This is a genomic window from Mesorhizobium sp. M1406, assembly GCF_040317555.1.
Taxonomy (GTDB): domain Bacteria; phylum Pseudomonadota; class Alphaproteobacteria; order Rhizobiales; family Rhizobiaceae; genus Mesorhizobium.
The window spans coordinates 101,480-114,531 of record NZ_JAMYKW010000017.1 but is presented as its reverse complement, the minus strand read 5'-3'; the positions used below and the strand labels follow the sequence as shown (position 1 = coordinate 114,531).

The 13,052-nt window shown below is 61.6% G+C and carries 10 protein-coding genes; 5 read left to right on the top strand and 5 right to left on the bottom strand.

The features are described from left to right. Positions 1-375: 375 nt before the first annotated feature. Positions 376-2,424, top strand: a complete 2,049-nt coding sequence (locus NKH03_RS16920) for an ABC transporter ATP-binding protein/permease (RefSeq protein WP_352969351.1) — start codon at positions 376-378, stop codon at positions 2,422-2,424. A gap of 112 nt (positions 2,425-2,536) precedes the next feature. On the opposite strand, the gene NKH03_RS16915 is transcribed toward NKH03_RS16920, so the two are convergent. Beyond that, positions 2,537-3,043, bottom strand: a complete 507-nt coding sequence (locus NKH03_RS16915; RefSeq protein WP_352864638.1) for a YciE/YciF ferroxidase family protein — start codon at positions 3,041-3,043, stop codon at positions 2,537-2,539. Between the two features lie 237 nt (positions 3,044-3,280). Between NKH03_RS16915 and NKH03_RS16910 the strand changes: the two genes are divergently transcribed. Next, positions 3,281-4,990 carry an HAD family hydrolase gene (locus NKH03_RS16910; protein ID WP_352864635.1) on the top strand — a complete coding sequence of 570 codons (1,710 nt, stop codon included), beginning with the start codon at positions 3,281-3,283 and terminating at the stop codon, positions 4,988-4,990. 49 nt (positions 4,991-5,039) lie between these two features. Here NKH03_RS16910 and NKH03_RS16905 read toward each other — a convergent pair whose 3' ends face one another. The 4 genes from NKH03_RS16905 to NKH03_RS16890 are packed head-to-tail and all read right to left on the bottom strand — an operon-like array spanning position 5,040 to position 9,459. After that, positions 5,040-5,501: a RidA family protein gene (locus NKH03_RS16905; RefSeq protein ID WP_352864632.1), complete on the bottom strand. Its 462-nt coding sequence runs from the start codon at positions 5,499-5,501 to the stop codon at positions 5,040-5,042. 33 nt (positions 5,502-5,534) lie between these two features. Continuing rightward, positions 5,535-7,814, bottom strand: a complete 2,280-nt coding sequence (locus NKH03_RS16900; RefSeq protein ID WP_352969350.1) for a xanthine dehydrogenase family protein molybdopterin-binding subunit — start codon at positions 7,812-7,814, stop codon at positions 5,535-5,537. A gap of 3 nt (positions 7,815-7,817) precedes the next feature. Then, complete coding sequence (locus NKH03_RS16895; protein ID WP_352969349.1) at positions 7,818-8,840, bottom strand: FAD binding domain-containing protein; 1,023 nt, start codon at positions 8,838-8,840, stop codon at positions 7,818-7,820. A 1-nt stretch (position 8,841) separates the two neighbouring features. Next, complete coding sequence (locus NKH03_RS16890; protein ID WP_352969347.1) at positions 8,842-9,459, bottom strand: (2Fe-2S)-binding protein; 618 nt, start codon at positions 9,457-9,459, stop codon at positions 8,842-8,844. 164 nt (positions 9,460-9,623) lie between these two features. Here NKH03_RS16890 and NKH03_RS16885 point away from each other — a divergent pair, with 164 nt between their 5' ends. The 3 genes from NKH03_RS16885 to NKH03_RS16875 all read left to right on the top strand — a co-directional run bounded on the left by NKH03_RS16885 (position 9,624) and on the right by NKH03_RS16875 (position 12,720). Next, positions 9,624-9,806, top strand: a complete 183-nt coding sequence (locus NKH03_RS16885; protein ID WP_352881233.1) for a hypothetical protein — start codon at positions 9,624-9,626, stop codon at positions 9,804-9,806. A gap of 323 nt (positions 9,807-10,129) precedes the next feature. After that, positions 10,130-11,125, top strand: coding sequence for an HlyD family secretion protein (locus tag NKH03_RS16880; protein ID WP_352881231.1), 996 nt, complete (start codon positions 10,130-10,132; stop codon positions 11,123-11,125). Between the two features lie 8 nt (positions 11,126-11,133). Next, positions 11,134-12,720 (top strand): DHA2 family efflux MFS transporter permease subunit, encoded by a 1,587-nt coding sequence (locus NKH03_RS16875; protein WP_352969345.1) that lies wholly within the window; start codon positions 11,134-11,136, stop codon positions 12,718-12,720. Positions 12,721-13,052 lie beyond the last annotated feature (332 nt).

Sequence of the window (13,052 nt, the reverse complement as noted above, 5' to 3'; positions counted from 1 at the left end):
GCGATTGAAACGAAAAGTGGCGGCGTGGGACGACGAATTCCTCGTAAGCGTCATCTCACGATAATTAACTCACCCGATTCCCCTGTGCGACCCAGCCGATAGCTACCGCTCAGCCATCATCATTGGTGTGGCCCGGGACCGGCGGGTTGGTCCTGAAGCCTTGAGAACCAATCAAGACCGGGAAACATCACTACATGGTGCTGTTGGTGTTGATCGTGGCGACACTCAGCAGCGAGCTGCCCACAAGAGGTCAAAGGCGGTCATTCGAGGACGACTACAGGCGAGGCTCTTGCGAGTATTAGCCTTGGCACAATTCGCATCCAGATCTCGGCGGACATCATGAAACCTTTTGATTTTTAAGCCGTTATCGCCGTTATGTCCGGGGCTAAATCCAAGCTGAAATCGGTCGACGGCGCCAAACCACGCGGTGCTGGAAAGTCGCGCCAGGAAAAGGCATCGGCTGTCGAAGCCGCGCCCGAGGTCGACGGGCAGGCCGCGCCCGAGGTCGACGCCCAAGCCGTCCCTGAGGTCGACGGCAAGGCGGCGCCGCCGCCGGATGTCGTCGAACCCGATCCAGAACTGACGCCCGAGGAGGCGGAGCAGGCCCGCAAGCGCTATTTGCTGAGGCGTTTCTGGATCAGCGCGCGCGGCTACTGGGGCCGCGGCGGCGATCGGCTCGCCTGGCCGTTCACCATCGGGGTGCTGCTGCTGATCTGCATCAATATCGGCTTCCAGTACGGCATCAATGTCTGGAACCGCTCGATGTTCGATGCCCTTGAGCAGCGCAACGCCCGCAGCGTTTATTTCCTCAGCGCCATATTCGTGCCCCTGGTGATCTGCAGCGGCAGCCTTGTCGTCGCGCAGGTCTACCTGCGCATGACGATCCAGCGCCGTTGGCGTTCCTGGCTGACCACCGCGGTCATTGCGCGCTGGCTGGCCAACGGCCGCTACTACCAGCTGAACCTCGTCGGCGGCGACCACCAGAACCCAGAGGCCCGCATGACCGAGGATCTGCGCATCGCCACCGAATCCCCGGTCGATTTCATCGCCGGCGTCCTCAACGCGTTCCTGTCGGCCTCGACCTTCATCGTCGTGCTGTGGACCATCGGCGGCGCGCTCACCCTGCCGATCGGCGGCGAGAGCATCACCATTCCCGGCTTCCTGGTCATCACCGCGATGATCTATGCCGCCATCACCTCCACCTCGATGGTGGTCATCGGCCGCAACTTCGTCCAGCTGTCCGAGCGGAAGAACCAGGCGGAGGCCGAACTGCGCTACACGCTGACGCGCGTGCGCGAAAACGGCGAGAGCATCGCCTTGCTCGGCGGCGAGGAGGAGGAGCGCAGCGGCATCGACAGGAATTTCGGTCATGTGCTCAGGCAATGGGCGCTGCTGACTGGCCAGCACATGCGCACGGCGGCGGTGTCGCAGGGATCGAGCCTGTTTGCGCCGGTCGTGCCGATCCTGCTATGCGCGCCAAAATTCCTCGAAGGCTCAATGACGCTTGGCGAGGTGATGCAGGCAGCGTCCGCCTTTGGCATCGTGCAGGGCGCGTTCGGATGGCTGGTCGACAACTATCCCCGTCTCGCCGACTGGAACGCCTGTGCCCGGCGCATCGCCTCGCTGATGATGTCGCTCGACGGGCTCGAGCGCGCGGAACAGAGCGATGCGCTCGGACGCATCCAGCACGGCGAAACCAATGACGGTGCGATACTCAGCCTCGACAATCTTTCCGTGACACTCGACGACGGCACCGCCGTGGTCAAGGAGACCGAGGTCGCGATCGAACCGGGTGAGCGGGTGCTGGTGGCCGGCGAATCCGGCTCGGGCAAGTCGACGCTGGTGCGGGCCGTCGCGGGCCTGTGGCCGTGGGGCGGCGGCAGCGTCAATTTCCACGCCGGCAGGCGACTGTTCATGTTGCCGCAACGTCCCTACATCCCCTCGGGCACCCTTCGCCGCGCGGTCGCCTATCCCGCGGCGGCGGATAAGTGGACAATCAAACAGATCAAGGCTGCCCTCGACAAAGTGGGCCTTGGCTATCTTGCCGACAGGATCAAGGAAGAAGCGCCATGGGACCAGACGCTGTCGGGCGGCGAAAAGCAACGCCTCGCCTTCGCGCGTCTGCTGCTGCACACGCCCGATATCGTCGTGCTGGATGAAGCAACCTCGGCGCTCGACGAGAAGAGCCAGGACAAGATGATGGAGACGGTGATCCACGAATTGCCCGATGTCACCATCATCAGCGTGGCGCATCGCGCCGAGCTGGAGGCCTTCCATAGCCGCAAGGTCACATTGGAGCGGCGCGAAGGCGGGGCAAAGCTTGTCAGCGACATCGATCTTGTCCCGCGCAAGGGCGGACGGAACTTGCTCGGGCGCGCCTTGTGGGGCTCCGGCGCGCCCAACCGAAAGGCAGCACGACCTTGAGTAATACGGCGCTGTCCCAGATAAAAACGGCCCGCCCGGTCGGGGTACCCTGGGGCGCAGCTACCAGCGTCGGTCGACCGTCCAGTGCGCTGGCCGGTCGACCTGAGTAAGCTCATTCGGCTGCCTGCAGGTTGATCTTGCTTTCCGCCATTTCGGTGAGCTTGCGATCGGTCGCCTGTTCTTCCTTCAGGTTCTTGGCCAGGACGTTGGCGCAGTCGCCGCGGCCAAGCTGCTTGGCCCAGGCGATGAGCGTGCCATAGCGTGTCATCTCGTAGTGCTCGACTGCCTGCGCCGAGGCTATTAGCGCCGCGTCGAGAACCTCCTTGTCGTCGACGTCGCCGCTTACGTCGTCGGCTTCCTCGAGAATGCCGTCGATCGCCGGGCAGTTGACCTCCTTGGCCTTGACGCCATGCAACTCGAACACCTGCTCTACGCGCTCGATATGGCCCCTGGTCTGGTCGAGATGTTTTTCGAATCCGGCTTTCAATTGCGGGTCGGTTGCCTTGTCGATCATCTTCGGCAGCGCTTTCTCGATCTGCCTTTCTGCGTAGTAGATGTCGCGCAGCGTGTGCACGAAGAGATCGTCGAGTGTCTTGATGTCCTTCGAAAAGAAGCCCATGGCCTTACCTTTCATTGTTCTCAAGGTTGATTTCGGCGGCGGCTTTGCCCGCCGCCCGCGAACGCCGGAAACTGGTCCCGGCTTGCTGGTCAACGTGCCGGTACCGGAGGAGTTCCTGGTCTCCGGGGCGAAACCGTTGCTCCTTTTTCGAAACGCCGCGATTCAATTCCGATGGGAGCCTTTGTCTCGATCACACGTTCTAACCGGAATGCAAACCGGAACCGTGAAAGGTCGAGAATGTATTTCATTGCGTTGGCGACGGACTATGACGGCACGCTGGCTCATGACGGAATCGTCGCTACGAAAACGCTGGCTGCCCTTGAGCGGTTCAAGAAGAGCGGCCGCAAGCTGGTTCTCGTCACCGGGCGCGAACTGCCCGATTTGAAGCGCGTCTTTCCCGAAATCGGCCTGTTCGACAAGGTCGTCGCCGAGAATGGAGCGCTGATCTACACCCCGGCCAGCGAGGAAGAACGGGTGATTTCGCCATCGCCGGAACCCAAATTCGTCGCCAGGCTGAAGAGGTGCGGCGTCAAGCCGCTTTCGGTCGGGCGATCGATCGTCGCGACCTGGGAGCCCCACCAGGCCACCGTGCTCGAGGTCATCAAGAAACTGGGACTGGAACTGGAAATCATCTTCAACAAGGGCGCGGTGATGATCCTGCCGAGCGGCATCAACAAAGCCACCGGACTGACCGCGGCACTTCAGGATCTTCGGCTTTCGACGCACAATGTGGTGGGTGTCGGCGACGCCGAGAACGACCATGCCTTCCTACAGGCATGTGGCTGCAGCGTCGCCGTCGACAATGCAATTCCCGCGGTCAAGACCACAGCCGATCTGGTCATGCGTGGCGCCCGTGGGAAGGGCGTGGAGGAACTGGTCGACAGACTGATCAAGCGCGATCATGAGATCGTGCCGAGGCGCCATGACGGCATCGTTCTCGGATCCGCCGGCGGCGACGAGATTTATTTGTCGCCGACCGATACTGTCCTCATCGCCGGCAGTTCGGGCATCGGCAAATCCACCTTGGCCACCGCGCTGACGGAACGCTTCGTCGAGAGTGGGTTTCAATTCTGCGTCTTCGATCCCGAGGGCGACTATGACGGTCTCGAAGGCGCGGTTCGGCTGGGAGACGGCTCCAGCGCGCCGACAAAGGCTCAAGTGCTGGATCTGATCGCCAAGGCCGACAGCAATATCGTCGTCAATGGGCTGGCCCTGCGCGTCAACGAGCGGCCGGATTTCTTTGCCGACCTGCTGCCTGGCCTCGGCAGTTTCCGCCGTCGCACCGCGAGACCGCATTGGCTCGTCATCGACGAAGCACACCATCTCCTGCCCAAGCGGCGCGACGATACGCGGGCGATCCTGTCATTGGAATTGCCGGGCACGATCTTGATCACCGTTCACCCGGAAGCGATCTCGACCGACGCCTTGCGCCTGGTGACGGCCATCATTGCGCTTGGCCCCAAGGCGAAGGACGTCGTGAAGGTCTTCTGCAAAGAGACCGGCATCGCGCCGCCTAAGGAGATCTCCTCGCCCAAGGGCGAGCGCGTGTTGTTCTGGCGGCCGCAGAAACGCAAGAAACTCGCCATGGTCAAGGTGATCGAGCCACGCCAGTCGCTGAAGCGGCACAGCCGCAAATATGCCGAGGGGCAACTCGATGAGGCGGGCAGCTTCTATTTCCACGGTCCCGACGACGCGATGAATCTCAGGGCCCACAATCTGATGATCTTCGCCCAGATGGCTGAAGGCATAGACGACAAGACCTGGGAGTTTCACCTGCGCGCCGGCGACTATTCCGATTGGTTCCGCCATCAGATCAGGGACAAGGACCTGGCACGCGAAACGGCCGAAGCGGAAAAGGACGAAACGCTTTCAGCCGAGGAAAGCCGCAAGCGCGTGCTCGACGCGGTTCGGCGGCGATATACGGCACCCGCCACGGCGCCGGAATGAGGCGGAACGACCAGGCCGGCGCTATTTCTTCTCCACGCGGAAACTCCACTCAGTCCGGCAGCGCCGCGACCGCGACAATTTCAACAACGATGTCGGCTTGCGCAAGCGCCGCAACCCCGATCACCTCCGAGGGCGGCGGGTTGTTGTAGCTACAGTGCTTCGGGCAATGCTCGGCAAAGAACTGGTCCAGCACGTCGAGGCGAAAATTGGGAGAGCTCAGAACGCCGCCATCGGGAAATGGCCCCTTGATGAAGAAGGTCAGCCGGATAAGATAGTCGAGCGCGCTACCAAGTTCCTCCAGATCTGATTTGATGTTCGTCAGAATTGCGCGCCACTGTGCCGCCGCATCGCCAGCGAAGCCACCTCCCCTTTTGCCGGCTGGGTCGTAATCGTCGGCAGTTGCCGTGTTTCCGCAGAGGTAGACAAATCCCCTTGCTCCGGTAACGACCGTGCCTTTTCCCCACGGCATCAACCGGCCGTTTTTGAACTTCTTATGGGTTACGAGTTCCATGTTCCCGTTCGGCGCCGTCGCGCCCCCTGATCGTCAGACGATCAAATCGTCTATTCTGATCGGCAGATCTCGAATGCGCTTGCCAGTGGCATGATACACGGCGCTCGCGACAGCGGCCGCCGTCCCGACATTGCCAAGTTCCCCCAATCCTTTGACGCCGGCCGGGTTGACGTCCGGATCGACCTCCGGGACGAGGATGACGTCGACCTGTTTGATGTCCGCGTTGACCGGCACCAGATAATCCTGCAGGTCACGATTGACATAGCGGGCGTTGCGCCGGTCGATTTCCGTCGCCTCGTGAAGGGCCTGGCCAATACCCCAGATCATGCCGCCCATCAGTTGGCTGCGCGCGGTGCGGGTGTTCATGATCCGCCCGGCGGCAAAGGCGCCGACGATGCGCGGCACCCGGATTTCGCGTGTGTAACTGTTGATGCGGACTTCGACGAATTCGGCGCCAAAGGCATATTTCACCGAATCCTTGTCCTGATCGCCGCCGTGGAATTCCGCCTGCCCGGCATAGAGTTTCTTCAGCGCTTCCGGCGTCGAACCCTTTGGCGCAAACTCGGCGTATTCCTCTATCGCACCGACTTGCATCGCCTTGAAGACATCCGACAGCTTGGCGGATTTGCCGCCGCTAGCCACGATCTTCTCTTGTTCCATTTCCAGTCTGGCATTGCCGGAACCAGCCAATGGCCCGTCTCCAGCAACGGCAGCCGCGAAAAGTTTTCCGCGCACCGCGTCACAGGCCTTCAGAACCGCGGAGCAGACGCTCGCAGTCGAAATCGAGCCGCCCGAGACCGGCGCCGGCGGCAGTGCACTGTCGCCCATCTCGACGCTGACCTTGTCAATCCCTATCCCTAGACGCTCGGCCGCCATCTGGCCTGCCACGGTGCGCACACCGGTGCCAATCTCATGCGAGCCGCACTGAACGCGAACCTGGCCATCGGCGGTCAGGCGAACACGGGCCGCGCATGGCGCGCTGGCCGTTGGATAGATGGCGGTCGCGCAACCCATGCCGACCAGCCAGTCGCCATCACGCATCGACCCAACCGTGGCATCGCGCTTCGACCAGCCGAAGGCTTGCGCAGCCTGGCCGTAGCATTTGACCAGCGACCGGCTGGAGAATGGCTTGCCGCCGATCGGCTCCCTTTCGGGCTCGTTGATACGCCGAAACTCGACAGGATCCATCCCGAGCGCCACGGCCATTTCGTCCATGGCGTTCTCGAGCGCGTAGACATAGGGCGTCTCGGGCGGCGAGCGCATGTAGCCCGGTGTGTTGCGATCGGCATGGACGAGCGAAACGTGAGTGAGCACCGAACCATAGTTGTACATGCGGCCGGTGGCCGACGTGCCGCCGACGACATAAGAGTCAGGGCGTGATGTCACCTCCCAGCCCTCATGTCCGAACGCCGTGATGCGGCCGTCCTTGCCGGCGCCTATGCGGATTCGATGCCGAGTCTCGGCGCGATAGGTCTGGGTGTTGAAGGCCTGCATGCGGCTGACGACGCAGCGTACCGGCCGTCCAACACGCTGCGCCGCAACCGCGACAATTGCCGTGCGAGTCGTCATTGGCCCCTTGGAGCCGAAGGCGCCACCAACGTAAGGGCTGACAATCCGCACATTGGCAGGATCGATCTTCAACTGCCGGGCGAGTTCGATTTTCCAGCCGGTGACATTCTGGCTTGGTTCATGGATGGTGAGTTGATCGCCTTGCCACATCGCCGTGGTCGAAAACAATTCGATCGGATTGTGATGTTGGGTCGGCGTCGAGTATTTCTGGTCGATCTTGACGGCGGCGGATGCATAGGCAGTGTCGAAGTCGCCGGCTTTGACATCCTCCTTCAACATCGGGCTCTTACCGGCCGCCGGTTCCACCTTCGCGCCTTTGGAATCGAAGCTGGCGCTGGGCGGTTCGTCTTCGTAATCGGCGCGGATCAACATCGCCGCCTCCTCCGCCGCCTCGAATGTCTCGGCGACAACCATCGCGATGATCTGGCCGTCGTGGAAAATTGTCTTGTCGTGCAGGGGTGCGATGGAGCTCGCGCCAGTGTTGCCAAATTTCGGCGTGTCGGTCTTATCCATGTCGCCGTAGGTCATGATGTCCAGCACTCCGGGCACGGCCCTGGCTTCATCGGTATGGAGTCTGGAAACCTTGCCCCGAGCGATGCTGCTGGTGGCAAGAGCACCATAAGCGACGTTGGCTGTGGCGATGTCGGCCGGATAGCTGGCCTGCCCGGTAACTTTCAATCTGCCGTCGATGCGGACAACCGGTTCGCCTTGGTTTTCTTTTGGAACTGGCGCGGCTTGATTCATGGCTCAGACCTTCATGTCGCGTGTTTCGAGCAGCGCTCGCACCAGCGTGCGCTTTCCGAGCGGCACCTTGAACGCGTTGTGTTCTCGTGGTTTGGCATCGGCGAAAGCGGCGGCGGCAGCCTCTTCGGCCACATCCTCTTCCAGCACCTTGCCTTGAAGCGCATCCTCCGCCGCCCTCGCCCGCCATGGCACGGTTGCGACCCCGCCCAGCGCCACGCGCGCTTGCCTGACAGTGTCTCCATCCATGTCCAGCGCGACCGCCGCCGAGGCCAACGCGAACGCATAGGATTCGCGATCGCGTATTTTCAGGTAGTGCGAACGACGGCTCCATGCGCCGAGCGGAACATCGATGGCGACGATGACTTCATCGGCGGCCAGATCCGTCTCGATGTCGGGCGTGTCGCCGGGAAGCCGGTGCAGTCTCGCGAACGGGATCTTGCGCGGACCATGCCGTCCCTCCACTTCGACGACCGCATCCAGCGCAATCAGGGCCTGCGCGAAATCGCCGTGATAGGTAGCGATGCAGGCATCGCTGGTGCCGAGCACGGCATGCTGGCGGTTGAACCCTTCCATCGCGGCACAACCGGAACCGGGCTCACGCTTGTTGCACGGCCAGGAGGTTTCGCGAAAATACTCGCATCGCGTTCGCTGCAGCACGTTGCCGGCAAGGCTCGCCATGTTGCGAAGCTGACCGCTGGCGGCGAATTTCAGGCTATCGGCAAGGAGCGGGCAGCGGCGCCTGACGTCATTGTTGTCAGCTGCTTCGCCCATCCGGACCAGCGCCCCGAACCGGATGGTGTCATCGCTTACCCTGATCCGCCGCAGGGCAGGCTCGGCAAGATTGTTGAGGTCGAGCAATCGTTCAGGCTGGGCGACGCCAAGCTTCATGTAGTCGGCCAGATTGGTGCCGCCGGCGATGAACTGGGTGTTGGCCTGTGTTGGCGCAACATGCCTGGCGTCGAGGTGGGACGCCATGGCGATCGCCACCGAAACGCTCGTTGGTCTTTCATAGACGAAAGGACGCATCCTAGGCTCTCCTGATCTCGTCGCGTGCCTGGATGATCGCCGCGACGATGTTGGGGTAGGCAGCACACCGGCACAGATTGCCGCTCATGTGCTCGCGGATGTCATTGTCCGACCCGGCATGGCCTTCGTCGATGCAGCCGATGGCGGACATGATCTGGCCCGGCGTGCAGTAGCCGCATTGAAAGGCATCATGGTCGACAAAGGCCTGCTGCACCGGATGCAGCTCTCCTTCAGCTGAAGCCAGGCCTTCCACGGTCGTGACCTCGCGGCCTTGGTTCATGACGGCGAAGCTCAGGCAGGAGAGCACCCGCTTCCCATCGACAAGAACGGTGCAGGCACCGCACTGACCGTGGTCGCAACCTTTCTTGGTGCCGGTCAGGCCAACATGATCACGCAGTGCGTCGAGCAGGCTCGTGCGATTGTCGAGCGCGAGAGTGTAGGCCTGCTTGTTGATCCGCATCGAGATCGTCGACAGATCGCGCGGCCCGGCCGCTTTGGCGGTCGGCGGCTCGGCCGCTTTTGTGGACGTGGCTACGAGCGGCATTGCCGCTGCCGCCGAAACAGAGCCCGTCATGAACGAGCGTCTGCTCAGGCCGCTGGGACTTGTGGAATTAGACATGGCTGGCTTCCGGCTGGCTGGGGTCTCAAGCGGACCAAACTGTTCGCGGGAAACAAAGTTCCCTCCTCACATCGCTGTGATCGCTTCTTTTGCGGGCCGGTCACGCGGAACTTCAGCCGCAGGGCGGTGGTTGTCCTCGACAGGTTCCAGGGAAGGAGACGATCATGAGCAGTGATCGGGGCGATCGACGCAGCGATCAAAATGGTGATGAAGGCCCTGTCTTTTCGGCTGAGCAGGCGCGGCAAGGCGAGATCATCCTGCGAACCCGCACACGCCGTATCATCTTCGTCGCGGGCCTCGTCGGTATTGTGATCCTCATTGCGGTGGTCAGATTCGCAGTCGGCTGAATGGGCTTCGACTGCAATCCTCGAAAAATGCGAACTGTCTCGCTAGCCTGTTCGTCAGGAACTTTTGTGAACAGCTGCCGTTGACCCGAAAAAAGCCGTCGGCGCCTTTGCTTGAGAGTTCTCCCGTGGACGCGAAAACCGAAACCAAAGAACCAGACAAAACCAGAGATCCGCGCGACGCTTCGAGCAAGGCCAGATCGGAAGCGTCGGCAAAACGCAAGGGCGATGCGGCTCAGCCCGACACCCCGGAGCGTGAAGCGCGAAACAAGGGGGCGGATGATCAAAAGCCCAGCCTCCTGAGCTTCCCCCGGCGACACCCTTACATGTCCATTGCAATCCTGATCATGGTGTCGCTGGCCGCCATGGAACTGATCATGTGGTGGCTGAATGCCCGCCAATATGAATCGACCGACGACGCCTTCATCGACGCCCGCACCATAACCATCGGCGCCGAGATATCAGGACGTATCACCGACCTCGCGGTGACCGACAACCAACTCGTCAAGGCGGGCGACGTCCTGTTGCGCATCGATGACAGCGACTATCAGGCCAGCCTCAAACAGGCCGATGCCGGCGTAACGTCGGCGCAAGCCGACATTGTCGAGATCGGGGCTCGGATTGAAGCCCAAAACGCAAAGATCGATGCAGCCCGGAAGCAGATGGCGCAAGCCCAGGCGGCACTCGATTTCGCCAAGGCCGAGGACAAACGCAACCGTGAACTTCTGGCCAAGGGCACGGCCACCCAACAGCAGGCTCAGCAGGCAGCGTCGACGCTGCGTCAGGATCAGGCTGCTCTCGATAGCGCTGAGGCCAACGTGACTGCCGCCAAGAGCCAGGTCGTTGTCTTGCAGGCACAGATCAAGAGCGCCGAAGCCAAACTCGATCAGGCCAAGGCGAGCCAGGACCAGGCGCGCACCACGCTGTCGCGCACCACCATCACCGCACCGGTTTCCGGACGAGCAACGAGCATCTCGGTTGCCAACGGTTCCTATGCCCAACCCGGCCAGGTGCTGATGATGTTTGTTCCCGACGAGGTCTGGGTGAAGGCCAACTTCAAGGAAACACAGCTCGATCTGATGCGGCCGGGACAGCCGGTCGATATCGACATCGACGCCTATCCGGAAAGATCCTTCCATGGCCGCGTCGACAGCATCCAGGCGGGCAGTGGCACCGCCTTCAGCCTGCTGCCGGCCGAGAATGCCACCGGCAACTTCGTCAAGGTGGTGCAGCGTGTGCCGGTGAAGATCGTCTTCGACAGACCGCCCGGCGTGCTGCTAGGCCCTGGCCTGTCGGTGGTGCCGACAGTCAAGGTACGATGAGTGGCGAGATGGCCAAAGACCAAAGCGAAAGCCGGTCCGCCGCCGGTGGGCGCAATCCCTGGCTGATCGCTATCGTCGTCTCCATCGCGACCTTCATGCTGGTGCTGGACACCTCGATCGCCAACGTAGCGCTACGCAACATCGCCGGCAGCCTGGCGGCCGGGATGGACGAAAGCACTTGGGTGATCACCACCTATCTGGTTGCAAATTCCGTGATCATCCCGGTCAGCGGCTGGCTGGCCAGCGTGATCGGCCGTAAGCGCTACTACATGCTGTGCGTGGCGACCTTCACCATCGCTTCGCTGCTGTGCGGACTGGCGCCAAATCTGGAATTGCTCATCCTTTTCAGGATCCTGCAAGGTCTCGGCGGCGGCGGTATGGCGCCAAGCGAACAATCCATCCTTGCCGACACTTTTCCACCCGAAAAACGCTCCCAGGCGTTTGCCCTCTACGGCATAGCCGTCATCGTCGCACCGACGGTCGGGCCGACCATCGGCGGCTGGCTGACCGACCATTTCTCCTGGCACTGGATTTTCTTCATCAACGTGCCGTTCGGTATCATGTCGCTCGCTTTGGTACAGTGGCTGGTCGTCGAACCGGATGTGCTCGAACGCGAACGCCAGGAGCGGTTGCAAGGCGGCCTCAGGATCGACTGGGTCGGGTTTATTCTGGTGGCGACCGCGCTTGGCTGCCTGGAAATCTTCCTTGACCAAGGTCAGCGCAACGACTGGTTCGCATCGGGTTTCATCACGACTTTCGCGGTGATTTCGGCGATCTCGTTCCTGCTGCTTATCCCGTGGGAGTTCAGCCACCGCGATCCGATCGTCGACATCCGGCTGCTGTTCAGCCGTCAGTTCGGCACGTCGTTCCTGGTGATGATGGCGGTCGGCGCCGTGCTGTTCAGCACCACGCAGTTGATGCCGCAGCTGCAACAGACCGCTTTCGACTACACGGCGACCCTGTCGGGCCTCTCGATGATGCCGGGCGGCATCGCCATGCTGATGCTGATGCCGATTTCCGGATTTGCCGCCGGCATCGTTCAGCCCAAATATTTGATCATGATGGGCATGTCGGTTGTGGTGGTCGCCTTGTGGCACATGACGTCGCTCACCCCGGACGCCAGCTTCCGTTTCTTTGCCTTTGCACGCATCTTCCTGATGATCGGCCTGCCGTTCCTGTTCATCCCCATTTCGACGGCGGCTTACGTCGGTCTCGCTCCGCAGCAGACCAACCAGGCCTCGGCGCTGATCAACGTTGCCCGCAACATTGGCGGCAGCATCGGCGTGTCACTGTCCAACACGGTGATCGCTCAAAGCGCGCAACTGCATCAGGCAAATCTTGTCGGCCACACCGCGCAATCCTCACCAAGCTACCAGCAGGTGCTGCGTCAGGTAACCGAGCATTTCGTCGCTCAGGGCTCACCGATGGTCGAAGCGAAGCAGCAGGCGATCGGCTGGCTCGGGCAGTTGATCGCGCGCCAGGCCTCATTGCTCGCCTATATCGACGTCTTTCGGTACTGCGCAATCGCGACCGCCCTGTTTGTTCCCCTCGCTTTGCTGCTGCGTTCTCCAAAACCCAAGCCCGACGGGCGATAGTTCCACGCCTTGCGTGCATGTTGCGTTCCAATTGAAACTCCTCATTGGAGCTCGCCGGAACGGTCGTCTGGAGCCGCATTGTCTCAGTGCTGTGGACCGCGTCAACCGGACACGGCCGTATGGTGAACAGGATAGTTTTTCCCGGTTTCATATTCTGGCCAAGGAATGGCAAAAAGCATCTGTCCCGCCCGGTCCGCAGTTATGCGAAACGATAGGGTTTGATCTCCGCATGCCATGACGAGGCAGTTTCGTGGGATCGGGTTGTTTTTCAAATTTCCGATTGGAACTCCCTCGCTGGGTTTCCGTTCAGGCTCTACAGAACAGGAGAACTG